Origin of the sequence: Streptomyces sp. V1I1, from assembly GCF_030817355.1 — a bacterium.
Taxonomy (GTDB): Bacteria; Actinomycetota; Actinomycetes; order Streptomycetales; family Streptomycetaceae; genus Streptomyces.
In genome coordinates this window covers 6,424,085-6,449,440 of sequence record NZ_JAUSZH010000001.1, presented here as the reverse complement: position 1 = coordinate 6,449,440, position 25,356 = coordinate 6,424,085, and the positions used below count along the sequence as shown (strand labels likewise).

General features: G+C 70.1%; 20 protein-coding genes and 1 pseudogene. 9 read left to right on the top strand and 12 right to left on the bottom strand.

Going from position 1 to position 25,356, the window contains the following annotated elements:
• Positions 1-103 precede the first annotated feature (103 nt).
• The gene (locus QFZ67_RS30150; RefSeq protein WP_307664212.1) at positions 104-3,676 is read right to left on the bottom strand and encodes a S8 family serine peptidase; all 3,573 of its coding nucleotides are present in this window, start codon (positions 3,674-3,676) and stop codon (positions 104-106) included.
• 180 nt (positions 3,677-3,856) lie between these two features.
• Between QFZ67_RS30150 and QFZ67_RS30145 the strand changes: the two genes are divergently transcribed.
• The 4 genes from QFZ67_RS30145 to QFZ67_RS30130 all read left to right on the top strand — a co-directional run bounded on the left by QFZ67_RS30145 (position 3,857) and on the right by QFZ67_RS30130 (position 7,783).
• On the top strand, positions 3,857-4,783 hold the full coding sequence (locus QFZ67_RS30145) for an ABC transporter ATP-binding protein (protein WP_307664211.1): 927 nt from the start codon (positions 3,857-3,859) through the stop codon (positions 4,781-4,783).
• Positions 4,780-5,547, top strand: a complete 768-nt coding sequence (locus tag QFZ67_RS30140; protein WP_307664210.1) for an ABC transporter permease — start codon at positions 4,780-4,782, stop codon at positions 5,545-5,547. The genes QFZ67_RS30145 and QFZ67_RS30140 overlap by 4 nt, the downstream gene beginning before the upstream one ends.
• A 49-nt stretch (positions 5,548-5,596) precedes the next feature.
• The gene (locus QFZ67_RS30135; RefSeq protein WP_307664209.1) at positions 5,597-6,733 is read left to right on the top strand and encodes a hypothetical protein; all 1,137 of its coding nucleotides are present in this window, start codon (positions 5,597-5,599) and stop codon (positions 6,731-6,733) included.
• A gap of 90 nt (positions 6,734-6,823) precedes the next feature.
• Positions 6,824-7,783 (top strand): heme A synthase, encoded by a 960-nt coding sequence (locus QFZ67_RS30130; RefSeq protein WP_307664208.1) that lies wholly within the window; start codon positions 6,824-6,826, stop codon positions 7,781-7,783.
• Here the strand turns inward: QFZ67_RS30130 and QFZ67_RS30125 are convergent.
• The 3 genes from QFZ67_RS30125 to QFZ67_RS30115 all read right to left on the bottom strand — a co-directional run bounded on the left by QFZ67_RS30125 (position 7,769) and on the right by QFZ67_RS30115 (position 10,233).
• Positions 7,769-8,857, bottom strand: a complete 1,089-nt coding sequence (locus tag QFZ67_RS30125; RefSeq protein WP_307664206.1) for an amidohydrolase family protein — start codon at positions 8,855-8,857, stop codon at positions 7,769-7,771. The two genes, QFZ67_RS30130 and QFZ67_RS30125, sit on opposite strands and share 15 nt — an antisense overlap.
• Positions 8,858-8,922: 65 nt before the next feature.
• A complete protein-coding gene (locus QFZ67_RS30120; protein WP_307664205.1) occupies positions 8,923-9,261 on the bottom strand; it encodes a hypothetical protein in 339 nt (112 codons plus the stop codon).
• 24 nt (positions 9,262-9,285) lie between these two features.
• A complete protein-coding gene (locus QFZ67_RS30115; protein ID WP_307664204.1) occupies positions 9,286-10,233 on the bottom strand; it encodes a heme o synthase in 948 nt (315 codons plus the stop codon).
• Between the two features lie 317 nt (positions 10,234-10,550).
• Here QFZ67_RS30115 and tkt point away from each other — a divergent pair, with 317 nt between their 5' ends.
• Genes tkt through pgl form a run of 5 tightly spaced genes read left to right on the top strand, consistent with a single transcriptional unit; the run spans position 10,551 to position 17,196 of the window.
• Positions 10,551-12,656: a transketolase gene (gene tkt / locus QFZ67_RS30110; protein WP_307664203.1), complete on the top strand. Its 2,106-nt coding sequence runs from the start codon at positions 10,551-10,553 to the stop codon at positions 12,654-12,656.
• A 34-nt stretch (positions 12,657-12,690) separates the two neighbouring features.
• Positions 12,691-13,809: a transaldolase gene (gene tal, locus QFZ67_RS30105; protein WP_307664202.1), complete on the top strand. Its 1,119-nt coding sequence runs from the start codon at positions 12,691-12,693 to the stop codon at positions 13,807-13,809.
• A 5-nt stretch (positions 13,810-13,814) separates the two neighbouring features.
• Positions 13,815-15,347 (top strand): glucose-6-phosphate dehydrogenase, encoded by a 1,533-nt coding sequence (zwf, locus tag QFZ67_RS30100; protein WP_307664201.1) that lies wholly within the window; start codon positions 13,815-13,817, stop codon positions 15,345-15,347.
• On the top strand, positions 15,344-16,417 hold the full coding sequence (gene opcA / locus QFZ67_RS30095; protein ID WP_307664200.1) for a glucose-6-phosphate dehydrogenase assembly protein OpcA: 1,074 nt from the start codon (positions 15,344-15,346) through the stop codon (positions 16,415-16,417). The genes zwf and opcA overlap by 4 nt, the downstream gene beginning before the upstream one ends.
• Complete coding sequence (pgl, locus tag QFZ67_RS30090; protein ID WP_307664199.1) at positions 16,414-17,196, top strand: 6-phosphogluconolactonase; 783 nt, start codon at positions 16,414-16,416, stop codon at positions 17,194-17,196. The genes opcA and pgl overlap by 4 nt, the downstream gene beginning before the upstream one ends.
• A gap of 90 nt (positions 17,197-17,286) precedes the next feature.
• Here the strand turns inward: pgl and QFZ67_RS30085 are convergent, their stop codons facing one another.
• The 8 genes and pseudogenes from QFZ67_RS30085 to pgk all read right to left on the bottom strand — a co-directional run bounded on the left by QFZ67_RS30085 (position 17,287) and on the right by pgk (position 25,288).
• The gene (locus QFZ67_RS30085) at positions 17,287-18,873 is read right to left on the bottom strand and encodes a PH domain-containing protein (protein WP_307664198.1); all 1,587 of its coding nucleotides are present in this window, start codon (positions 18,871-18,873) and stop codon (positions 17,287-17,289) included.
• Positions 18,870-19,367, bottom strand: a complete 498-nt coding sequence (locus QFZ67_RS30080; protein WP_307664197.1) for a PH domain-containing protein — start codon at positions 19,365-19,367, stop codon at positions 18,870-18,872. Before QFZ67_RS30080 ends, QFZ67_RS30085 begins: the two co-directional genes overlap by 4 nt.
• A gap of 4 nt (positions 19,368-19,371) precedes the next feature.
• Positions 19,372-21,024, bottom strand: a complete 1,653-nt coding sequence (gene pgi / locus QFZ67_RS30075; protein ID WP_307664196.1) for a glucose-6-phosphate isomerase — start codon at positions 21,022-21,024, stop codon at positions 19,372-19,374.
• 150 nt (positions 21,025-21,174) lie between these two features.
• Complete coding sequence (locus tag QFZ67_RS30070; RefSeq protein ID WP_307664195.1) at positions 21,175-22,386, bottom strand: MFS transporter; 1,212 nt, start codon at positions 22,384-22,386, stop codon at positions 21,175-21,177.
• A gap of 109 nt (positions 22,387-22,495) precedes the next feature.
• Entirely contained in the window at positions 22,496-22,831 is a 336-nt protein-coding gene (locus QFZ67_RS30065) for an RNA polymerase-binding protein RbpA (RefSeq protein WP_003957010.1), read from the bottom strand.
• Positions 22,832-22,943: 112 nt separating this feature from the next.
• Positions 22,944-23,174: a preprotein translocase subunit SecG gene (gene secG, locus QFZ67_RS30060; protein WP_307664194.1), complete on the bottom strand. Its 231-nt coding sequence runs from the start codon at positions 23,172-23,174 to the stop codon at positions 22,944-22,946.
• Between the two features lie 106 nt (positions 23,175-23,280).
• On the bottom strand, positions 23,281-24,069 hold the full coding sequence (tpiA, locus tag QFZ67_RS30055) for a triose-phosphate isomerase (RefSeq protein WP_307664193.1): 789 nt from the start codon (positions 24,067-24,069) through the stop codon (positions 23,281-23,283).
• A 6-nt stretch (positions 24,070-24,075) separates the two neighbouring features.
• Positions 24,076-25,288 (bottom strand): annotated as a pseudogene (gene pgk / locus QFZ67_RS30050) (phosphoglycerate kinase).
• Positions 25,289-25,356: the final 68 nt, after the last annotated feature.

Genomic DNA, 25,356 nt, shown 5'->3' with positions numbered 1-25,356 from the left:
CGTCCGAGGCGTGAACCGGTGCGCTTCATCACTAAGGGTCACCTAACCGCAGGGCCCGTCCGGCAGCTGCCGGACGGGCCCTGACCAGGGAATCACCGGGGAATTACCCGGCAAGATCCGGGCGGTCCGTGACCCTGATCGAATTCACCAGAGTCTTGCCGGAATTCGCCACGAAACGCAGGTTGAGCCGGCCGTCGGTGACCTTCACCGTGAAGCCCCGCTCGTGCGCGGTACGGACGCCCGCCTCCAGCGCCAGGTCAAGGTTGGGCACGTACTGCGTCCCCTCGGCCATCACGTCGAAGACCCGGTCCGTCGGATCCTTGGAGCTCAGCTCCGCGAAGCCCAGCTCGATCCGGTAGGTGCCGGCCGGCAGGCCGTCGAAGCGGTACTCGTACATGCCCTGGCGGGCGGTCCGGAACAGCTTCGGGTCGGCCGCGCCCGTGATCGAACGAGTGGTGGAGAGCTCACTGGCGCTGCCCAGATATCCGTACGCGCCCGCGGCGTGCTTACGGTCCGGCCCCCAGGTGTCGCCGAGGGCATCCACCGAGGACTTGGCTGTGCCGGTGTCGATCGCCGTCTGATAGGCGGGCACGACCACGGTGACGGGGATGTCGATCACCGGTCTGCGGCCACTGTCGGACTTCACCTGCAAGGTCCCGGTCAGGACCGTGCCCGGGGCGGCCCCGGTGGTGTCGACGCTGAGCGCGACCTGCCGCGATGCGCCGGCCGCCAGCTGTCCGGTGCCGGGCGCCGCCTTGATCCAGCTCTTGCCGTCCTTCTCGGCGACCGTGAAGGGGGTGGCGGAGCCGGTGTTGGCGAGGGTGAGCGTACGGGCGCGCTGCTGCGCCGCCGGTACGACGACGGTCAGAGCCGTGCTGTCGGCGGCGACCCGGCCGGTCTTGAGGGCCGTGTCGGACACCGCGATCTCACCCGGCTTCGGGGTCTGCTGGGCGCTCGCCCCGGTGTAGGCGGGGGCGGAGACGGCGATGTCGTACGGAGCACCGGCGGGCACCTGGAGGAGATAGCCGCCGTCGGCGCCGGTGGTGTCGCTGCCGGTGGCCGTGCCGGCGCTGCTCACCGCGACGGACGCGCCCGTCACCGGCTTGCTGTCGTTGGCGTCGGTGACCCGGCCCGCGACGACCGCGGTCTTGGTCGTACGGAAGGCGATGACCGTCCCGTCGCGGACGGTGCCCTCATTGAAGGAGTAGAGAAGCGCGTCGGTGCCGGTCGCGTTCTCGGCACCGATGGTCGCGCCGGAGCCGTTCTCGAATCCGGTTCCGGAGATGTCCTTGTACTGGAAGGACGCGGAGCCGTCCTCGCCGAGGACCGCGGCGAAGGAGACCCGCTCGGCCGTGGTCGCCGCGATCAGCGCGTTGCGCCACTCGACGACGATCTTCCGGTGCGGGGCGGTGCCGGTCGCGGACCAGTACACGCCCGCGTCGGCGTCGACCGTGAGGTTGTCCCAGAACGGATAGAGCGAGCCGTTGGGGGCGAAGGTGGTGGGCAGAGTGGTGTTGCTGCTGGAGGTGGAGGCGGTCCCGAAGGAGAGCACCCCGTCGATGGACGCGCTCGCCGACCGGTAGGTGCGTCCGTAGAACGCCACCGGGAACGGCAGCTCGAAGGAGGCCGTGCCAAAGGTGGTGCTGGTGTACGCCAGCTTGGTGGCACCCGCCGGGAAGTCGCCGGCGCCCACCGTGCAGGCGGTGCCGAAAGCGTCGGTCCGGTCGGGCAGGACGATGTCCTTGACCGTGTTCCCGGTGACCTCGACGCGGACGCTGGTCGCGGATGCGCAGCGGTGGCCGGGGGTGACGGCCAGGTCGTACGTGCCGACCGGGAGCCGCAGCGTGTACGCGCCGTCGGCGCCGGACTTGGTGGTGACCGGGGTGCCCTGGGCGGTGACGACGGCGCTCGCCTCGGCCCCGCCATGGCTGGTGACCTTGCCGGTGACATCGGCGGACGCGGCCTCGTCGAGCGCGAAGTCCTTGACCGTGCTGCCGTTCTCGACGACGGTGACGGCGCCCTGGGCCGCGACGTATCCGAACTTGGCGACCCTGACCGTGTAGTCGCCGACCATCAGCTTCGGCAGGGCGTAGCCGCCGTCGGCGCCGGTGGTGACGGTCGTCTTCATCGGGCCCTCGAAGCGCAGGGTGGCGTCGGCGAGCGGGCCGGTGGCCGTGCTGACCTTGCCGCTGACCGCGCCGAGCGCGCCACGCGGGGCGGCGGTGACGGCGGCGTACGCGTCGAGGCGGCCCTCACCGAAGACGTTGTTGTCGGCGGCCGTGCCGCCGCAGCTGGTGTTGTCCACGTCGACGGAGGTGGAGTCGAGGAGCTTCTCGGTCTCGGCGACATTGCCGCGGATCGCGGGCGACGCCGACCACATCAGCGCCACGGTGGCGGCGGTGTGCGGTGAGGCCATCGACGTACCGGAGATGGAGTTGTAGCCGCCGCCCGTCCAGGAGGAGCGGACGTTGACGCCGGGTGCGGCGAGGTTGGGCTTGAGGCCGCCGGCCTCACCGGTGCCGCGCGAGGAGAAGGACGCGATGGCGTTGTTGATGTCGAAGGCGCCGGAGGAGTACGAGTTGGTGTACGTGCCGGGCGAGCCCGAGGTGTTGCAGCCGGGGCCGCTGTTGCCGTTGGAGAACGCCGGGAAGATGCCCGCGTCCCGCCACGACTGCACGACCTCCTTGTACCAGGGGTCCAGGACAGTGCTGCCCCAGGAGTTGTTCACCACGTCCGGTGCGAGGTCGGGGCGAGGGTTGGCGCCTGCCGGGTCGGTGGGGGCGACGATCCACTGGCCGGAGCGGAGCAGCGAGTCGCGGCTGCAGGAGCTGGACTCGCAGCCCTTGGCGGCGATCCACTTGGCGTCGGGGGCGACGCCGACCTGATTGCCCGCGCCGTCGTCGCCGACCATGGTGCCCATGGTGTGGGTGCCGTGGCCGTTGTTGTCGCAGGGGGCGGTGCCGGTGCAGACCTTGGCCGGATCGAACCAGTTGTAGGCGTTGTCGTAGCTGCCGTCGGACTTCAGCCCGCGGTACTTCGCCTTGACGGCCGGGTGGTCGAACTGCACGCCGGAGTCGATGCTGGCGACGACCACTCCCTCGCCTCGTACGCCGAGCTCGGACCAGACCTTGGGGGCGTTGATCCGGTCGATGTTCCACTCGACGGCGTCCAGGCGCGGTTCGTTCTTCCCCGGCAGCGGGTCGGGGATGGTGATCGGGTCGTCGGCCTCGAGCGCGGCGACGTCGGTGCGCGCCGCGATTTTCTCGGCGAGCGCCTTGTCGGCGGTGACCTTGAGGGTGTTGGCGATCCAGAAGGACTCGTAGCGGACGCCCGCGCTGTCCAGCAGAGCCCTGAGCGGGGCCTGGGACTTTTTGGCGTACGCCAGCTTCGTCTCGTAGAGCGTGCGTGCCTTGGCAGTCTTGCCCTTGGCCCGGCGGGCGGCCGAGGTGTCCGCCTCATGCGTCAGGGCGACCCAGAAGGTCGCCCTGTCTTTGGCGTCGAGCTGCGCGAGGACGCCGGCCTCGGTCTTGATCCGATACGCGGAGGGACCGGAGCGTAAGGCGGCGTCGGGGTCCTGTGCGTGCGCGGGGGCGGCGCCGAGGGCGAGGGGCAGGGCTACGGATATGGCGGTCAGGGCGGCGAGTGCTGCCCGCCGCCCCGGTCTGCGTCTAGCCACGAACGCTCCTTCGTGAGTGGGTTCGTACCGACACTCGATCGTGAAGGAGTTGGCAGGTTCATGTGAAGAACGCCTCAATAGTCAGTTCAGGCCATTCCTGTCCCGGGTGTCCCTGCCCTTCTGCGGGAGGACCCGGCCCCGCCCCCCGGCGGCCTTGCCACCCCGCCTAGACTTCCCGGCATGCGAAGCGAGCCCGTCGTCCAGATCCGGGGACTGGTCAAGCGGTACGGATCCAAGACGGCCGTGGACGGCCTCGACCTCGAGGTCCCCCAGGGCTCCGTGACCGCCGTCCTCGGCCCCAATGGAGCGGGCAAGACCACCACGGTCGAAACCTGCGAGGGCTACCGCCGCCCCGACGCCGGAACGGTTCGGGTCCTCGGCCTCGATCCGGTCGCCGACGCCGCGAAGCTGCGACCCAGGATCGGCGTGATGCTCCAGTCCGGCGGCGTCTACTCCGGCGCCCGCGCCGACGAGATGCTCCGCCACATGGCGAAACTGCACGCCAATCCACTGGACGTGGACGCGCTGATCGAGCGGCTCGGCCTCGGCGGCTGCGGCCGTACGACCTACCGGCGGCTCTCCGGAGGCCAGCAGCAGCGGCTCGCCCTGGCGATGGCCGTCGTCGGCCGCCCCGAACTGGTCTTCCTGGACGAGCCGACCGCCGGCCTGGACCCGCAGGCCCGCCGGTCCACCTGGGAGCTCGTACGCGAACTGCGCGCGGACGGCGTCTCCACCGTCCTCACCACCCACTTCATGGACGAGGCCGAAGAGCTGGCGGACCATGTCGCGATCATCGATGCGGGCAAGGTCGTCGCCGAAGGCAGCCCGGAACAGCTCTGCCGCGGCGGCGCCGAGAACACGCTGCGCTTCACGGGGCGGCCCGGCCTGGACGTCGGCTCGCTGCTGAAGGCGCTGCCGGACGGCACGGAGGCGGCGGAGCTCACGCCCGGCGCGTACCGGATCACCGGCCAGGTGGACCCGCAGCTGCTGGCGACCGTGACGTCCTGGTGCGCACAGCACGGCGTGATGCCCGGCGGCATCTCGGTCGAGCGCCACACCCTGGAGGATGTCTTTCTTGAGCTGACCGGCAAGGAGCTGCGCTCATGAGCGTCGGTACGTACACCCCGGCGCCCGGCGCCGCGCCGCTGCCCCGCATGATCGCGGCGCAGACCGCGTTCGAGACGAAGATGCTGCTGCGCAACGGCGAGCAGCTGCTGCTCACCGTCATCATCCCCTCGCTCCTGCTGGTGCTGTTCTCGGCCGTCGACATCATCGACACGGGAGAAGGCAGGGCGGTCGACTTCCTGGCCCCCGGTGTCCTCGCCCTCGCCGTGATGTCCACCGCCTTCACCGGGCAGGCCATCGCGACCGGCTTCGAGCGGCGGTACGGAGTCCTCAAGCGGCTCGGCGCCTCGCCGCTCCCCCGCTGGGCGCTGATGACCGCCAAGACGCTCTCGGTCCTGGCCACCGAGATACTCCAGATCGTGCTGCTGACCGTGATCGCGTTCGCGCTCGGCTGGTCCCCGGACGGCAACCCTCTTTCCGTACTGCTGCTGCTCGTCCTCGGCACCGCCGCCTTCTCCGGCCTCGGTCTGCTGATGGCCGGGACGCTCAGGGCCGAGGCGACGCTGGCAGCCGCCAACCTGGTCTTTCTGCTGCTCCTGGTGGGCGGCGGCGTGATCGTGCCGCTGGACAGGTTCCCGGACGGCGTCCAGTCGGTGCTCGCGCTGCTGCCGATCTCAGCGCTCTCGGACGGTCTGCGCGATGTGCTCCAGCACGGTGCCGCGATGCCGTGGGGCGATCTCGGCATCCTCGCCGTCTGGGCAGTGCTCGCACTGGGCGCGGCCGCCCGGCTCTTCCGCTGGGAGTGACGCACGCGCCAGGATGAGCCCGCTGAGATTCGCACGGTGGGAGGCCTCGATGGACCGGACTGCCGCGCTGCGACTGGACGCGGAATGGGCCAAGGTGAGGTCCGGCAGAGCCGGCGTCTCACCCGGCGAGCGCGAGCGCATGCTGACGGATCTGATCGCCGCGCTCGCCCCGCACGCCGATGACGATCTCTCGCTCGCCGCGAGGCTGAGCCTGCGGTACGGCGATCTGGCACGGCACCATTTCGACACCGGCCGACGCGAGGACGCGCTGAGTGCCGTCGGCGAGGCGGTCCAGCGCTGCGAGGAGCCCGCCAGGCACGACGAGGAGCACGCCCGCTGGTACGCCAGAGCGCTGATCAACCAGTCCGTGTATCTCGCCGACCCGCTCAGCGACGAGCTCGGCATGCCGCGGTACGCCTTTCACCCGAACGGGGAGCAGCCCCCGCCCGTTGACCGCGAGGACGGGCTCGCGGCGCTGGCTGCCACCCGCCGGGCCATCGAGGTCTGGGAGAGCCTGGACGGGTCGGAGCCGCGCAACCGGGAGGGCCTCGCTCAGGCCCATGTCTTCCTGGGCGACCGGCTGGAGGAGCTGGGAGAGCCGGTGGACGCGGCGGCCTGGGCGGTACGGGCGGAGCGCGAGTTCCACACCTTGTGGCCGGCGGCTCTCGATGCGCCCGATGCTCCCGGAGCACCCGATGCGCGCGAGACCGCCCATGCCGCGGCCCTCGAGCACCTCGGTGACCAGCTGGAGCGCAGGCTGCGGCGCTGCCCCTTCGACGGCGGTCTGACCCGGCTGCGGGAGCAGGACCTGCTCCCGGAGCGGCTGCTGCCGCTGGCGGTGGTGGCGGCGCGTATCGAAGGTGTGCAAGCGGAAGCGATCGCCGAGGGGCTGCGGCTGGACGGCACGGAGGTCCGCCGGATCCTGCGGGCGCGCTCCTGGCGTGCGGTGTGGCGGTTCGACGTCCAGGAGGCCGACGGGACCTGGACCCCGATGACATACCCCTGGCGCGGCAGGGACGCGGTGGCCGACCGCAGCGCCGAGGCGGTCGCCGCCGAGCTGACCGACGCGTTCGTGCACTCGCCCGACCGTCCGCCGCCGTCGGTGCACTGGCGGATCGCCGTGTGGTGGGAGGAGGAGGACCACCTCGACGGCGCGCGCTTCCGGCTGACGTACGCACCGCCCTGACCTGGACCGCGCGACCGGGCCGTACCCGGACCATCCCCGGACCGGACCCCTCGTGAAAACGTGCACAATCGCCCGTTTACGATAGGGCCCGTGCTGACCCCCCTCGCCTATATCGCCCAGCGCTGGACGCCGACTCCCAAAACGCTCCGGCGCGCCGCGCTCTCCGCCGTCGTGATGAGCGTGGTCATCATCGTCACCGGCGGCGCGGTCCGGCTGACCGGCTCCGGCCTCGGCTGCGACGCCTGGCCCAAGTGCACGGACGACAGCCTCTTCGCCACGCCCGAGCAGGGCATCCACGGCGCGATCGAGTTCGGCAACCGGATGCTGACGTACGTCCTGTCGGCCGCGGTCGGCTGGACGATCATCGCGGCACGCGCGGTCAAGCCGCTGCGGCGCGGACTGACCCGGCTCGCCTGGTCGCAGTTCTGGATCGTGATGGGCAACGCGGTGCTCGGCGGCATCACCGTGTGGGCGGGCCTCAACCCGTGGACTGTGGCCGGGCACTTCATGCTCGCCACCGGGCTGCTCACGGTCGCCACCGTCACCTGGCAGCGGTCCCGCGAGGGCGACGGCGCACCGCGCCCGCGCGTCCCGCGCCCGGTCCGCAAGCTGTCGTGGGCAATCGTCGTCACCTCCATACTGCTGATCGCGCTGGGCACCTCGGTGACCGGTTCCGGCAAGCACGCCGGCGACAGCAGCGATGTGCCGCGCATGCCCTGGGACTGGGTGGACGCCGCACACGTCCACGCGATCGCCGCCTGGGTGGTCTGCGCGCTGGCCGTCGCGATGTGGCTGGTGCTGCGGGTGGTCGACGCCCCCGACGACACCCGGGCGCGCGCCCGCGACCTGCTGATCGTGCTGCTCCTGCAGGGGGGAGTGGGCTACCTGCAGTACTTCACCGGGGTTCCCGAGGCCCTGGTCGCCGCCCATATGCTCGGCTCCGCGCTGATGTGGATCGCGGTGGTGCGGCTCGCGCTGAGCCTGCGCGAGCGGCCGCTGACGGATGCCGGGATCCCGGACCGGACCGACTCGGCGCTATCGAGCGTCTGACAGTCCGTAGACGCGGGCGGCATTGCCGGCCGCGATCATCCCGGCGACCCGTTCCGCGTCCGTACGGGCCCAGGCGCCGTCGCCGACCCAGCCGCCGAGCACCCGGGCGAGCGCCTCACGGAAGATGCGGGCGCCCACCACATGCAGCTCGGGCAGCCCGCGCGCGCCGCTGGAGAAGAGCAGCTTCCCGAACGGCGCCAGCTCCAGGATCTCCGCGAGCACGGCCGCGGCGCGCGCCCCCGTGTGCACCAGGGCGGGCCCCAGATCGGCGTACACATGCGGGTACACGCTCGCCAGATGCGCGGCATGGCGGTGGTACGGATAGCCGTGCAGCAGCACCAGATCGGTGCCGAGACCAGCGGTGGCGGCCGCGAAGCCGGTCATCAGCATCGGGTCCTCCACGCCGACATGGAGCTGGAGCGGCAGTCCCGATGCGACCGCGATCCACAGCAGATGCCGCACCAGTACGGGATCGGTGAGCTTGCCGCCGACATGCCGTGCGGCCAGCCAGCGGCCGGCCGCCCCGCGCACCTCCCCGGGGCCCGGTGGCTCGGGCGCGAGGGCGAGCCCGTGGCCCACGGCGCCGACGGAGGTGAAGGCGACGGCGGACGCGGCGGCTCCGTGCACGGCCTCGGCGAGGTTCGCGAGGAAGCTCTCGACGGTGCCCGAGGTGTCGGCGACCTGTTCGGCGAGGAGTTCGAGGCGGACGATCTCACGGGCCTCGGCCGCGCCCGCGGCGGCGATCTCGGGCGGCCCGGTGAGATCCCCCGGCAGCCCGGTGTCCACTAGATAGGTGGAGATTCCGCTGCCCCTCAGCAGCCGCCTGCCCGCCTCCAGCACACCCAGTTCACGCCGGCGGGCGAGATAGCGGGCGGGCGGGCAGTGCGGCTCAAGACCCAGCAGCGGCGGGCACCAGCGCCGTACCGCGAAGCCGGTCTGCGTGTCGAAGAAGGTGGTGCCGGGGGCCGGCGGCCCGGCGGTCCGGCCCAGATGCGCCTCGAAGGTGCCGAGGCCGAGCTCCGTACGGAGCACGCCGTGGCAGTACTGGTCCACGAGGGTCGGGGTGTCGATCATCCGGGCTCCCAGTCATGGACTGTGCTTGCACAGTCCTAACGGGTGACACCCGCACGAGGTGTTGGTCAGCTATTGGACGGGCCTCCGACCTGGATGCCCGCCATCCGGGTCCACTCGTACGGACCAGTGCGGACCTTCGCCGCGAACTCGCCGTCGAACGACTCGTGGAGCGTGATCCCGGCCTTCTCGGCGGCGGCCTGCGCGATGTCGTGGCTCGGCGCCACGAGGTCGCCCCAGGTGCCGTCCTCGCCGACGAGCACGATGCGGGTGCCCATCTGACCGAGGTACGCGAGCTGCCCCTCGGCGCCGCCGTGCGCCTTGGCGAAGGCGCCGATCTGCTTGGCGAGCTTGGCCGCCTTGCGCTCTGCCTGCTTGACCTGCTTGGCCTGCTTCGTGTCTGCCATGAACAGGATGCTACCCACTGGTAGCTAGCGCAGGAAGGGGTCCACCGCGACGGCCACGAAGAGCAGCGAGACGTAGGTGATGGACCAGTGGAAGAGCCGCATCTCCTTGAGCTTGGCGCCGGTGGCGCCGCCCTTCGCGCGGTTCTGCAGCGAGTGCGCCTCCCAGAGCCACCAGCCGCCCGTCGCCAGCGCCACCACGGTGTAGAACCAGCCGGTGTAGCCGAGCGGCGTCAGCATCAGCGAGACCGCGACCATCACCCAGCTGTAGAGGACGATCTGGCGGGCGACGACCTTGTTGGAGGCGACGACGGGGAGCATCGGGACGCCCACGCGCGCGTAGTCCTCCTTCACCTTCATCGACAGCGGCCAGTAGTGCGGCGGCGTCCAGAAGAAGATGACGAGGAAGAGGATGAGCGCGGCCCACGACAGCGAGTTGGTGACGGCGGACCAGCCGATCAGGACCGGCATACAGCCGGCGATGCCGCCCCAGACGATGTTCTGCGAGGTTCGGCGCTTGAGGATCATCGTGTAGACGACGACGTAGAAGAGCAGCGCGCCGAGTGACAGTGCCGCGGACAGCCAGTTGACGAGCAGCCCGAACCAGAGGGTGGAGACGGCGGCGAGTACCAGGCCGAAGACCAGGCCCTCGCGGGGCGACACCATTCCGGTGACCAGCGGGCGCTGCGACGTACGGTCCATCAGGGCGTCGATGTCGCGGTCGAGGTACATGTTCAGCGCGTTGGCGCCGCCGGCCGAGAGGTAACCGCCGATGCACGTCGTGAGCACGAGCCAAAGGTCGGGCACATCCTGCGCGGCCAGGAACATCACCGGGACGGTGGTGATCAGCAGCAGCTCGATGATCCGCGGCTTGGTCAGCGCCACGAATGCCTTGACGCGGGCCCCGAACGGCCGATGGCCCCCCGGGCTGGGAGTCAAGACGACCCCTGCGGGTCGGGACTCGACGGCCGTCACGTACACCCCTGACAGAGAATTCCCAGCAAGCTCCCGGAGTGAAGACCGGGTAAAGACTTGCGCGTACCACGCCACTCTAGACGTTGCCGATACGCCGATCTTCGCGGGGGTGGGCACGTGTTGAGCGGCTGCCCCGGCCCATGCGTATACCTCGCCAGGAGGCGAAGAAGACCCAGCGATTGCACCCTGGCTTTACGCGATTCTTTCAAAGACCTGCACTCGAAAAGTTGCGCGTTGTTCCGGGGGTAGGCTCGACAACGCCCGGTGCTTCCGTCGTCACCGGGATACGAACATGTGGAGAGGAGCCCTGACCCAGGGTGAGCACCAAGCCGACCACCACAGACCTCGAGTGGACCGATCTGGACCAGCGGGCCGTTGATACCGTCCGCGTCCTGGCCATGGATTCCGTACAGAAGGTCGGCAACGGCCACCCCGGTACGGCCATGAGCCTCGCGCCCGCCGCGTACGTGCTGTTCCAGAAGCTGATGCGGCACGACCCCGCCGATCCGGACTGGACCGGGCGCGACCGGTTCGTGCTCTCCGCGGGCCACTCGTCGCTGACCCTCTACATCCAGCTCTACCTGGCCGGGTACGGCCTGGAGCTCGATGATCTGAAGGCGTTCAGGACCTGGGGCTCGAAGACCCCGGGCCACCCGGAGTACGGGCACACCCCGGGCGTCGAGACGACGACCGGGCCGCTCGGCCAGGGTGTCGCCAACGCTGTGGGCATGGCCATGGCCTCCCGCTACGAGCGCGGTCTGTTCGACCCGGATGCCCCTGCGGGTACCTCCCCGTTCGACCACACCATCTGGGCCGTCGCCGGTGACGGCTGCCTCCAGGAGGGCATCTCCCACGAGGCGTCCTCGCTGGCCGGCCACCAGAAGCTGGGCAACCTCGTCCTCCTCTGGGACGACAACCACATCTCGATCGAGGGCGACACGGAGACGGCCGTCTCCGAGGACACCCTCAAGCGGTACGAGGCGTACGGCTGGCACGTCCAGCGCGTCGAGCAGCTGGCGAACGGCGACTTGGACCCCGTCGGCCTGTACAACGCCCTGAAGGCGGCGCAGGCCGAGACCGAGCGCCCCTCCTTCATCGCGATGCGCTCGATCATCGCCTGGCCCGCGCCGCACGCGCAGAACACCGAGGCCGCGCACGGCTCGGCCCTCGGCGAGGAAGAGGTCGCGGCCACCAAGCGCGTCCTGGGCTTCGACCCGGAGAAGTCCTTCGAGGTCTCCGACGAGGTCCTCGCGCACACCCGTGAGGCGCTCGACCGCGGCCGCGAGGCCCGCGGCGAGTGGGAGAAGACCTTCGCCGCATGGCGCACCGCCACCCCGGAGCGGGCCGCCGAGTTCGACCGGATCCGCGCGGGCGAGCTCCCCGCGGGCTGGGAGGACCGGCTCCCGGAGTTCGAGACCGGCAAGGGCGTCGCCACCCGCGCGGCCTCCGGCAAGATCCTCCAGGCGCTGGGCGCGGTCATCCCCGAGCTGTGGGGCGGCTCCGCCGACCTGGCCGGCTCGAACAACACGACGATCGACAAGACCTCGTCGTTCCTGCCCAAGGGCAACCCGCTGCCGGGAGCCGAGCCGTACGGCCGCACGATCCACTTCGGCATCCGCGAGCACGCCATGGCCGCGACCATGAACGGCATCGCCCTGCACGGCAACACCCGTATCTACGGCGGCACCTTCCTGGTGTTCTCCGACTACATGCGCAACGCGGTACGGCTTTCGGCGCTGATGCACCTGCCGGTGACGTACGTCTGGACGCACGACTCGATCGGTCTCGGCGAGGACGGCCCGACCCACCAGCCGGTGGAGCACCTGGCCTCGCTGCGCGCCATCCCGGGTCTGAACATCGTCCGCCCGGCCGACGCCAACGAGACCGCGATCGCCTGGCGCGAGATCCTCAAGCGCTACACCAAGGAGTTCGGGGTCGGCGCCCCGCATGGTCTGGCGCTGACCCGCCAGGGTGTGCCCACCTACGAGCGCAACGACGATGCGGCGAAGGGCGGTTACGTCCTGTTCGACGCCGAGGGCGGCGACGCGCAGGTCGTGCTGATCGGCACCGGCTCCGAGGTGCAGCTCGCCGTCGAGGCGCGCGAGCGGCTGCAGGCCGAAGGCGTGCCGACCCGGGTCGTCTCGATGCCGTCCGTCGAGTGGTTCGAGGAGCAGGACCAGGAGTACAAGGACAGCGTTCTGCCGCCGGCCGTCAAGGCGCGGGTGGCGGTCGAGGCCGGTATCGGTCTTACCTGGCACCGCTTCGTGGGCGACGCCGGTCGCATCGTTTCGCTGGAGCACTTCGGGGCTTCGGCCGACGGCAAGGTCCTCTTCCGCGAGTTCGGCTTCACTGCCGAGAACGTGGCCGCCGCCGCCCGGGACTCGCTTGAATTTGTTAGTGGGCTGGCCGCCGCCGCGCGCTGACGCCGGTAAACGACAAGTAGGAGATGCAACTCTCATGACAGACGCACTCAAGCGCCTCTCCGACGAAGGCGTCGCGATCTGGCTCGACGACCTGTCGCGTAAGCGGATCACGTCCGGCAATCTCGCCGAACTGATCGACCAGCAGCACGTCGTGGGCGTCACCACCAACCCCTCGATCTTCCAGAAGGCCATCAGCAGCGGTGACGGCTACGAGCAGCAGCTCGCCGACCTCGCCGTACGCAAGGTGACCGTCGAGGAAGCCGTACGCATGATCACGACGGCGGACGTCCGGGACGCCGCCGACATCCTGCGGCCGGTCTTCGACGCCACCGGCGGCCAGGACGGCCGGGTCTCCATCGAGGTCGACCCGCGCCTGGCCCACAACACCCCGGCGACCATCGCCGAGGCCAAGCAGCTGGCCTGGCTGGTGGACCGGCCGAACACCCTCATCAAGATCCCGGCGACGAAGGCCGGCCTGCCGGCGATCACCGAGGTCATCGGCAAGGGCATCAGCGTCAATGTCACGCTGATCTTCTCGCTGGAGCGCTACCGCGAGGTCATGGACGCCTACCTGGCCGGTCTGGAGAAGGCGAAGGCCGCGGGCCTGGACCTTTCCAAGATCCAGTCGGTGGCGTCCTTCTTCGTGTCGCGCGTGGACACCGAGATCGACAAGCGTCTGGACGCGCTGGGCACGCCGGAGGCCAAGGAGGCCCGCGGCAAGGCGGCGCTGGCCAACGCGCGGCTCGCCTACGAGGCGTACGAGGAGGTCTTCTCCTCCGACCGCTGGGCCGCGCTCGACAAGGCGCAGGCCAACAGGCAGCGTCCGCTGTGGGCCTCGACGGGCGTCAAGGACCCGGCGTACAAGGACACGCTGTATGTCGACGAGCTCGTCGCGCCGGGCACGGTGAACACCATGCCGGAGGCCACCCTCGAAGCCACCGCCGACCACGGCGAGATCAGGGGTGACGCGGTGCGCGGCACGTACGAGCAGTCCCGCGCCGAACTCGACGCCGTCGAGAAGCTCGGGATCTCCTACGACGACGTCGTGCAGCTGCTCGAGGACGAGGGCGTCGAGAAGTTCGCCTCGGCCTGGAACGACCTGCTCAAGTCGACCGAGGCCGAGCTTCAGCGCCTCGCTCCTTCGGAGGGCTGACCACCTTGTCAGGTATTGGCGGAGCCAATCCGCTCCGTGACCCAGCAGACCGACGGCTCCCGCGTATCGCGGGGCCGTCGGGCCTGGTCATCTTTGGTGTCACGGGCGATTTGTCACGTAAAAAGTTGATGCCTGCGGTCTATGACCTGGCCAACCGCGGGCTGCTGCCACCGGGCTTCTCGCTCATCGGCTTCGCCCGCCGTGAATGGCAGGACGAGGACTTCGCGCAGGAGGTCCACGACGCCGTCAAGGCCCACGCGCGTACGCCGTTCCGCGAGGAGGTGTGGCAGCAGCTCATCCAGGGGATGCGCTTCGTCCAGGGCACCTTCGACGACGATGACGCCTTCGAGAAGCTGAAGGCCACCATCGAGGACCTCGACAAGAAGCAGGGCACCGGCGGCAACTTCGCCTTCTATCTGTCCGTGCCGCCGAAGTTCTTCCCCAGGGTCGTCCAGCAGCTGAAGAAGCACGGGCTGGCCGACCAGAAGGAGGGCTCCTGGCGCCGCGCGGTCATCGAGAAGCCGTTCGGCCACGACCTGGTCTCCGCCAAGGAGCTCAACCAGGTGGTGCACGAGGTCTTCCCGGCCAACGAGGTCTTCAGGATCGACCACTACCTGGGCAAGGAGACCGTCCAGAACATTCTGGCGCTGCGCTTCGCCAACACCCTGTTCGAGCCGATCTGGAACCGGTCGTACGTCGACCATGTCCAGGTCACCATGGCCGAGGACATCGGCATCGGCGGCCGCGCCGGCTACTACGACGGCATCGGCGCCGCCCGTGACGTCATCCAGAACCACCTTCTCCAGCTGCTCGCGCTGACCGCGATGGAGGAGCCCGCCTCCTTCGACGCGGACGCGCTCGCGGCCGAGAAGACCAAGGTCCTCGGCGCGGTGAAGCTGCCCCAGGACCTGTCCAGGAGCACGGTGCGCGCGCAGTACACGGCGGGCTGGCAGGGCGGCGAGAAGGCCGTCGGCTATCTCCAGGAAGACGGCATCGACCCCAAGTCGAAGACCGACACCTACGCCGCGGTCAAGCTGGAGATCGACAACCGCCGCTGGGCGGGCGTCCCCTTCTATCTCCGTACGGGCAAGCGGCTTGGGCGCCGGGTCACCGAGATCGCGGTGGTCTTCCAGCGCGCCCCGCACTCCCCCTTCGACCACACGGCCACCGAGGAACTGGGCCAGAACGCCCTGGTCATCCGCGTCCAGCCGGACGAGGGCGTGACCTTGCGGTTCGGCTCGAAGGTGCCTGGCACCTCGATGGAGGTGCGGGACGTCTCGATGGACTTCGCGTACGGCGAGTCCTTCACGGAGTCCAGCCCGGAGGCGTACGAACGGCTCATCCTCGACGTCCTGCTCGGCGACTCCAACCTCTTCCCGAGACTTGAGGAGGTCGAGCTGTCCTGGAAGATCCTCGACCCGATCGAGCAGTTCTGGGACAAGCACGGCAAGCCCGCGCAGTACCCGGCTGGTACGTGGGGGCCGGTCGAGGCGGACGAAATGCTCGCACGAGACGGACGGAGCTGGCGTCGGCCATGAAGATCGACCTTACGGACACCACGGCCAGCAAGATCAACAAGGCGCTGGTGCAGGGGCGCCGGGCGATCGGCACCCCGGCCGTCGGCATGGTGCTCACCCTTGTCATCGTCACCGACGAGGAGAACGCCTACGACGCGCTGAAGGCGGCCAACGAGGCGTCGCGCGAGCACCCTTCTCGCACGCTGGTCGTCATCAAGCGGATCTCGCGCTCGCCGCGCGACCGGGCGAAGGCACGCCTGGACGCCGAGGTGCGGGTGGGCGCGGACGCGGGCACCGGCGAGACGGTCGTGCTTCGGCTGTACGGCGAGGTCATCGATCACGCCCAGTCGGTGGTTCTGCCGCTGCTGCTGCCGGACGCGCCAGTCGTGGTCTGGTGGCCGGTGAACGGGCCGACCGACCCGGCCAGTGACCCGCTGGGCGTGCTGGCGCAGCGCCGGGTGACGGACTCGTACGCCTCCGAACAGCCGGTGCGTGACCTGATGGCGCGCGCCGAGGCGTACACCCCCGGCGACACCGATCTGGCGTGGACCCGGATCACGCCGTGGCGCTCCATGCTCGCGGCCGCTCTGGACCAGGTGATGTGCGAGGTCACCTCGGTGGAGGTAGAGGGCGAGGAGTTCAACCCGAGCTGCGAACTGCTCGGGATGTGGCTCGCCGACCGGCTGAAGGTGCCGGTGACGCGCTCGGCTTCGTCGGGGCCTGGTCTCACGGCCGTACGGATGGAGACGAACTGCGGTCCGATCGTGCTGGACCGGGCGGACGGCTCCCTGGCGACGCTGTCCATCCAGGGACAGCCGGACCGGGCGGTGGCGCTGAAGCGGCGTGACACGGCCGAGCTGATGGCGGAGGAACTGCGGCGCCTCGACCCGGACGACACGTATGCGTCGGCGCTGCGGCTCGGCGTGGAGCGGCTCAGTTACGGCGACGAGGCGTCGGGCGCCGGGGCGTCCGCTTCGCAGGCCACGTCCGGAGGGAAGTCGGAGACCAAGTCCGAGGCCAAGTCCGCCCCCGCGAAGAAGGCCGCTCCGGCCAAGAAGGCGGCTCCGGCCAAGAAGGCGGCGGCGAAGTGAGTGCCCCGCAGCTCGTCGTCCATCACGACAAGGAGCTGATGGCGCAGGCCGCGGCGGCCCGGCTGATCACGAAGATCGTGGACGCCCAGGCCGCGCGCGGCTCCGCGTCGGTGGTGCTGACGGGCGGCCGCAACGGCAATGCCCTGCTCGCCGCCCTCGGGACCTCGCCGGCCCGGGACGCGATCGACTGGCCGCGTCTCGATCTGTGGTGGGGCGACGAGCGGTTCCTCCCGGAGGGCGACCCGGAGCGCAATATCACGCAGGCCCGCGGGGCCCTGCTGGACAGCGTGCCGGTGGACCCGAAGCGGGTGCACGCGATGCCCGCGTCGGACGGTGTGTACGACAGTGACGTGGACGCGGCAGCGGCAGCGTACGCGGCCGAACTCGCCGCGGCGGCGGGCCCGGAGGACCACGGTCCGGTGCCGAGCTTCGATGTGCTGATGCTGGGGGTGGGGCCCGACACCCATGTGGCGTCGCTCTTCCCCGAGCTGCCCGCGGTCCGCGAGACGGACCGCACGGTGGTCGGCGTGCACGGCGCGCCCAAGCCGCCTCCGACACGTATCTCGCTCACGCTCCCGGCGATCCGGTCGGCGCGCGAGGTATGGCTGCTGGCGGCGGGCGAGGACAAGGCGAAGGCGGTGGCGATAGCGCTGTCGGGCGCGGGCGAGGTCCAGGCCCCGGCAGCGGGCGCGAGGGGCCGCAGCCGGACGCTGTGGCTGCTCGACGCGGCGGCGGCGTCACAGCTGCCGCGGGCCCTGTATCCGCCGGCGTCGCCCTGACTGGGGCTCCGCCCCAGACCCCGCGCCTCAAACTCCCCCAGACTTCGTCCGGCGGGACCCCCACGAGGCTGCCCGGGTGGCCGGATGCGGTCATACGGGGATTGTCGCGCCGGCCTCGGCCGAACCGCACCCCGCCGTCCCGTCGCCCCGTACGAGGAACGGCTCCAGCAGCCCCGGTACCGCGTCCGACGCGAACGCCAGGCCCTCGCTCTCCCCCGCGTCGTACACCGAATACGCTCCCGCCCCCGCGGCCGTCGTCGCGGTCAGCGTCAGCACCCCGGCCCGGCGCTGGAAGACCGACTGCTTCACCGTCCAGCCGATGACCCCGCCCCGCTGCAGCGCGACCGTCGCGCGGCGGACCGTGCCGGAGCGGGCCACCAGATACGCACCGCTGATGCCGTGCCCGAGACTGCGGTACGCATCCAAGGCGAGGATCACCGCGGCCGGCAGCGCCACGACCGCGCACGCCGCCGCGATGTACAGCAGTACGGAATTGAGCCAGGCGCCCAGAACCGTCAGCACCAGCAGCGGCAGCAGCGCCGATGCCAGCGCCCAGCGCAGCCGCCGGGTGCGCGCCGCCCTGGGGTGGGCGGTCAGGTGAGCGCTCGTCGGGGCCACGGGCTCGCGCAGCACCTGCGCGGCCACCTCGTCCGCCATGGCCCGCGGCGCCGGCGGCAGCAGCACCTTCAGATCGGCGTGCTTGTCCTCCTCGTCGTCGGTGAGACCGGTGGCGACCGCGTCGACCCGGGCCGCGCCGAACAGTCTGACGCCGAGCGGCTCGACGAGTTCGACACCGCGCAGGCGGCGCTCCTCTATGGAGATCGAGCGCGCGGTGAACAGGCCACGCCGCACTCGCAGGGTGCCGCCAGGCTCCCGCTCCAGTCGGTAGTTCCACCACATCTCGATCCACAGGCCGAGCGCTCCGACGACTCCGGCGGTCACGGCCACGGTGACGAGCACCACGACCATCATGGCGATGGAGGTGTCCTGGAACCGGTCCCCCACCCAGTCGATGACCTTGCCCTGCGCCCCGAACCACTCGCTGACCTGCATCACACCGCCGACCGCGGCGCCGCCGAGCAGCGGGGCGACAAAGCTGACCGGTGCGTACCGGATCCAGGACGGATCGAGGGCAGCGAGCTCGCCCTCCCGGTGGGTGCCGAGATCGGTCGTCGCCGTCCGGGCCAGCAGCTGCGTAAGCAGCCGCTCGCCCTCCGCCTTGCTGACCGGGTCGAGCTCCAGCGTGGACTCGCCGCCTGTGTGCTCGCCCGTGCCGATACGCACCTTGACCAGGCCGAGGACGCGCAGCAGTGGGTTGGCGGACAGGTCGACGCTACGGATGCGCTCGCGGGCCAGCGAACGGCGTTTGACCAGCAGCAGTCCGGTGTGGAGTTCGGCGCGTTCGAGGCCGATGCGGTAGCGCGTCCGGCGCCACCGTACGTAGTCCGCGCCCGCGCCCACGGCGATCAGCAGCACGGCACCGGCCAGCACCCAGCCGAACGCCTGCCCGAGCGGCATTCCGCCGGCGAGGCCGAGGGTGGTGGGCAGCCCTGCGCCCGCGGCCACCCCCGCCATGACGGAGGCGGTGACGAGCACGGTGCGCTTGTCGAGCCGCCGCCACTCCTCCTCGGCCACCGGCTGCGGCTCGGCCACCGGCTGCGGCTCGGCCGCGCTCATGTCGCGTCCCCGGGCGTGGCCTGGGTTATCCGGGTCAGCTGCTCCGCGAGCTCCGCGGCGACCTCATGGTCGAGCCCCTCGATCTTGATCGCGCCCTTGGAGGACGCGGTGGTGACGATGACCGTGGCGAGCCGGAACACCTGCTCCAGCGGCCCGCGCATCGTATCCACAGTCTGGATCCTGGACATGGGCGCGATCCGCCATTCCTGCCACAGCGCCCCCGTACGGACGTAGACCGCCTCGTCCGTGACCTCCCAGCGGTGCACCCGGAACCACCAGTTGGGGAGGAAGAGGGTGCAGGCCAGGCCCAGCACCGCCAGTACGACGGCGGGCGTCAGCAGCCACAGCCGGGCCGGTTCGATGAGCAGCCCCAGTACGGCGAGCACGGCCACCGGAATCGCGGTCGTCAGCAGCAACTGAACCCGCCACCAGCCGACCACCCGCTCGTTCAGTGTGCTGTTCGGCGGCCTCAGCCTCACCCCCTCCTCCTCCATCGGCTCAACGACCCCGCAGCGTGCGGTACTTGGCGGCCAGTGTCGAGGTCGAGCTGTCCAGCTGCTCCCCGCCTGTCCCCTCGGTGAGCACCGGCTCGATCTTCTTGGCGAGCACCTTGCCGAGCTCGACGCCCCACTGGTCGAAGGAGTCGATGTTCCAGATGGCGCCCTGGACGAACACCTTGTGCTCGTAGAGCGCGATCAACTGGCCGAGCACGGAAGGCGTGAGCTCGTTGGCGAGGATCGTGGTCGTCGGGTGGTTGCCCTGGAACGTCTTGTGCGCCACCAGTTCCTCGGGCACACCCTCCGCCCGTACCTCCTGAGGCGTCTTGCCGAAGGCGAGCGCCTGCGTCTGTGCGAGGAAGTTGGCCATCAGCAGGTCGTGCTGGGCGACCAGACCGGGCCGCAGATCCCCGACCGGCTTGGCGAAGCCGATGAAGTCCGCCGGGATGACCTTGGTGCCCTGGTGGATCAGCTGGTAGTACGCGTGCTGTCCATTGGTGCCGGGCGTGCCCCAGACCACCGGTCCGGTCTGCCACTCGACGCGGTTGCCCTCGCGGTCCACGGACTTGCCGTTGGACTCCATGTCGAGCTGCTGGAGATAGGCGGTGAACTTGCTCAGATAGTGGGAGTACGGCAGCACCGCGTGCGACTGCGCGTCGAAGAACTCGCCGTACCAGACGCCCAGCAGGCCGAGCAGCAGCGGCGCGTTGGCCTCCGCCGGAGCCGTACGGAAGTGCTCGTCGACCAGATGGAAGCCGGCGAGCATGTCCCGGAAGTGGTCCGGCCCGATCGCGATCACCAGCGAGAGGCCGATCGCGGAGTCGAAGGAGTAGCGCCCGCCGACCCAGTCCCAGAACTCGAACATGTTCGCCGTGTCGATGCCGAAGTCGGAGACCTTCTCGGCGTTCGTGGACAGCGCCACGAAGTGCTTGGCGACGGCCTCCTGACCGGCCTTCAGCTCGGTGAGTAGCCAGTCGCGGGCGGAGGTGGCGTTGGTGATGGTCTCGATGGTGGTGAATGTCTTGGAGGCGATGATGAAGAGCGTCTCGGCCGGGTCCAAGTCCCTTACGGCCTCGTGCAGATCGGCCCCGTCGACGTTCGACACGAAACGGAATGTCAGATCGCGCGCGGTGTAGGAGCGTAGCGCCTCGTACGCCATGGCCGGGCCCAGGTCGGAGCCGCCGATGCCGATGTTCACCACGTTCTTGATGGGCTTGCCGGTGTGGCCGGTCCACTCGCCCGACCTGACGCGGTCGGAGAAGGCGGCCATCTTGTCGAGTACGGCGTGCACCGCGGGCACCACGTTCTCGCCGTCCACCTCGATCACGGCGTCCCGCGGGGCGCGCAGCGCCGTGTGCAGGACGGCGCGGTCCTCGGTGGTGTTGATCTTCTCGCCGCGGAACATCGCGTCCCGCAGCTCGGCGACGTTGGTGGCCTCGGCCAGCTCACGCAGCAGCGCCAGCGTCTCGTCGGTCACCAGATGCTTGGAGTAGTCGAGGTAGAGATCGCCGACCTGGAGGGTGTACCGGCTGCCGCGCGCCTGGTCGGCTGCGAACAGCTCGCGCAGATGCGTCTGTCCGAGTTGCTCGCGGTACTTGCCGAGAGCAGTCCATTCGGGCGTCTGATTGAGCCTGGTACGGCCTTCTGCGTTCACAGAGATTCACCTCGCGTGGACGGTCGGTTCAGCCCCGCTGACCTGCTTTTCGGCCGGGGGTCCGGGGGTTGTCCCCCGGGAAGACACAGCATCCTGGACATCAGCCCACTTCTTCTCGTACCTGCCTGCGTGCCCCGCTGCGTCTCCAACCTAATTGATCAGCGGGGCGAGCGATGCGACTGCCGGAATGAACAGTCCTGCCGCCAGCAAGGCGGGGGTGTTTGGTCCCCAGGCGGCCGCCGCCGCTCCGCCGAGCAGCGCGCCGAGCGGAGCGCCGGCGACCGCGAGCGTACGGAAGGCGGAGCTGATCCGGCCCAGCAGCTGCGCCGGGCTGCGCTCCTGGATCAGCGTCGTCTGGTTGACGTTCCACACCATGCCCATGACCGCGAACACCGCCATCGCGGCGATCGTGACCCACAGCGCGCGCACGGACCCCATGGCGGCCAGGCATCCGGTCTGCACAAGCCCGGCGACGAACACGCTCCGTATTCGCCCGATCCGGTCGGCCAGCCTGCGGGCAAGCAGGCCGCCCGCCGCGCTGCCGGCCCCGAAGGCCGTGATCACCGCCGCGTATCCGCCGGCCCCCGCGCCGAGCCAGCCGGTGACATGGACGACGAGGGTGGCGATGAGCGCGCCCATGCCGATGTTGCAGAGTGTGGTGGCGATGCAGAGCCCGCGCTGTGCCCGGTCCAGCCACAGGGTGCGCAGCCCCTCCGCGATCTCCCCGCGCAGGGTGCTCCCGGCCGGTCTGGGGTCCCGCTCCGGCGCAGCGACCCGCAGGGATGCCACCAGCGCCGCCGCCACGGCATAGGTGGCCGCATCCGCTGCGTACGGCATGGCGGCGCCCACCACGAGCAGCACCGGAACCAGGGGCGCGGCCACAAAGCCCCCGACGATCTGCTGTGCGGTCATCAGCCGGGCATTGGCGCTGCTCAGCGCCTCGGCCGGCACCAGCGAGGGCAGCAGGGCCGTCGCAGCGTTGTCGAAGAGTGTCTGGAGCGTGGTGAGGGCGAAGGCCAGCGCGAGCAGCAGCGCTATGGATCCAAGGTCCAGCCATACCGCGCCCGCGAAGCCCGCCATCAGCAGGCCGCGCAGCAGATCAACGGCCCACATCGCCCGCCGCTGGTCCACCCGGTCGGCGACCGCGCCGCCGAGCAGGCCGAACAGCAGCCAGGGCAGATAACCGCACGCTGTCACCGAGGCGATGAGGAGGGGGTCGTCGGTCAGCGAGGCGGCAAACAGCGGCATCGCGGCGATCCGCAGCGAGTCGCCGAGTTTCGAGACGACGGCGGCCGTCCACAGTCGTCCGAACCCTCCGCGCCACGCGGGTGTTCGCGTCTGCACCGCTTCGGTCGCCGTCACAACATCCCCCGTCCGGTCCGTTGATTCAAAACGGTAGGGGGTGCCACTGACAATCAGCCGCGAACGCACTCCGGCCGGACGCCCACAGGCATCCGGCCGGTAACAACTTCTAGATTTCGCCCCGCAGTTTCGCGAGCGCCTCGGCGAGGATCGCCTCGCCGTCCGCGTCGCTGCGCCGCTCGCGTACATAGGCGAGGTGCGTCTTGTACGGCTCGGTGCGCGGCGGGTCCGGCGGATTGTCCCGGTCCTGTCCGGCCGGGAACCCGCAGCGAGGACAGTCCCAAGTATCCGGAACCTGTGCGTCGCTGGCGAAGCTCGGCTGCGTCTCGTGCCCGTTCGAGCACCAGAAGGAGATGCGCAGGCGCGGCGCGGACTCGCCCCGCTCGGCCTCACCCATCGGCCCCGCTCCGACCCGGCTTCCCCGGATCGCGTTGCCACTTGCCACGGTCGTAACTCCCTGCGTGATGGTGCTCGAAGATGCCCCAGTCTACGTAAGGCCCAACGTGCGTCCAGTGATTGGAGTTACACCCCGCACCGAGACGCTGACGGCGACGTGGTCAGCTGTCCAGCTTCATCAGCAGCCCAAGTACGACAATGCACGCAAACCACAGCAGACCGACGACCACCGTAATGCGGTCGAGGTTGCGCTCGGCGACCGAGGAGCCGCCTACTGAGGACTGCATACCGCCACCGAACATGTCGGAGAGGCCGCCGCCCTTCCCCTTGTGCATCAGCACCAGCAGCAGCATCAGCAGGCTGAAGACGATCAGGGCGATCGAAAACCCCATAATCACGGCTGGACCAACTTCCTCGGACTGAAATAGACGACGGGGGCCCGGGCTCGGAAAGCCTCAGGCCCCCGCAAGGGTACGACGGATCCGCGCTACCGCATACTTACTGGTCGCGGAACCGGACGATCTTGACGAACTCGTCCGCGTCCAGCGCCGCACCGCCCACCAGAGCACCGTCCACATCGGGCTGCGCCATGATCGCGGCGACGTTCCCGGACTTCACCGAGCCGCCGTACTGGATGCGGACCTTGTCGGCCAGCTCCTGGGAGTACAGCTCGGCAAGACGCCCGCGGATCGCCCCGCAGACCTCCTGCGCGTCCTCGGGGGTGGCGACCTCGCCGGTGCCGATGGCCCACACCGGCTCGTACGCGATCACGATGGACTCGGCCTGCTCGGCCGGGATGTCCTTCAGTCCGCCGTCGAGCTGCGTGATCGTGTACTCGACCTGCTGGCCGGCCTTGCGGACGTCCAGGCCCTCACCGACGCAGAGGATCGGGGTCAGGCCATGCCTGAAGGCGGCCTTCACCTTGGCGTTGCAGAGCTCGTCCGTCTCGGCGTGGTACTGCCGGCGCTCGGAGTGGCCCACGGCGACGTAGGTGCACTTCAGCTTGGACAGCATCGAGCCCGAGATCTCGCCGGTGTACGCGCCGGAGTCGTGCGCGGAGAGGTCCTGCGCGCCGTACTTGATCCTGAGCTTGTCGCCGTCAACCAGGGTCTGCACGGACCGCAGGTCGGTGAAGGGCGGCAGTACCGCGACCTCTACGGCGTCGTAGTCCTTGTCCGCCAGGGCGAAAGCGAGCTTCTGGACATGGGCGATGGCCTCGAGGTGGTTGAGGTTCATCTTCCAGTTGCCCGCCATCAGCGGCGTGCGGCCGTTTTCAAGAGCAGTCATTGAGGGTCAGTCCTCCAGTGCGGCGATGCCGGGAAGCGTCTTGCCCTCGAGGTACTCGAGGCTCGCGCCGCCACCGGTCGAAATGTGGCCGAATACCTTCTCGTCGAAGCCCAGGATCCGGACGGCCGCGGCGGAGTCGCCACCGCCGACGACCGAGAACGCCGGGGAGTCGACGAGCGCCTGGGCAACGGCCTTGGTGCCCTCGGCGTAGTCGGGGTGCTCGAAGACGCCCATCGGACCGTTCCAGAAGACGGTGGCCGCGTCGGCGAGCTTCGATGCGTACAGCTTGCGGGTCTCGGGACCGATGTCCAGACCCTCCTGGTCGGCCGGGATCGCGTCCGCGGCGACGACGGGACGGGTTGGCCGGAGCCTTGGTCTTCAGGTCCGGGAACTCGGTCGAGACCAGGACATCGACGGGGAGCACGAACTCCACGCCCTTCGCCTTGGCCCGCTCCAGGTACTCCAGGACCGCCGGGATCTGGTCCGCCTGCAGCAGCGAGATGCCGACCTCGTGCCCCTGGGCCTTGAGGAAGGTGTACGCCATGCCGCCGCCGATCAGGATGCGGTCGGCCTTCTCCAGGAGGTGGTCGATGACCCCGAGCTTGTCGGAGACCTTGGCGCCGCCGAGGACGACGACGTACGGGCGCTTGACGTCCTCGGTGAGCTTCTTCAGGACGCCGACCTCGGTGGCGATGAGGTAGCCGGCGGCGTGCGGCAGGCGGGCCGGGAGGTCGTACACCGAGGCGTGCTTGCGGTGTACGGCGCCGAAGCCGTCGCCCACGTACAGATCGGCAAGAGTGGCGAGCTGATCGGCGAAGGCGCCGCGCTCGGCGGCGTCCTTGCTGGTCTCGCCGGCGTTGAAGCGGAGGTTCTCGATGACGGCGACCCGGCCGTCGGCGAGGCCCGCTACGACGACCTTGGCCGACTCGCCGACGGTGTCGGTGGCGAAGGCGACATCGGCGCCGAGCAGTTCACCGAGCCGCGCGGCCGCGGGGGCGAGCGAGAAGGCCGGGTCCGGGGCGCCCTTGGGACGGCCCAGGTGGGAGGCGACGACGACGCGCGCGCCCGCCTCGGCGAGCTTGGCGACGGTCGGTACTACGGCGCGGATGCGGCCGTCGTCGGTGATCGTGGTGCCGTCGAGCGGCACATTGAGGTCGGCGCGGACGAATACCCGCTTGCCGGCGACCCCTTCGGCGAGAAGTTGGTCGATCGTCTTCATGTGTAGGGCTCCTCAGAGGGCTGGGACGTGCGAAGGGCTCGAACCGCGCTGCGTTGCGCTGCCCGAGC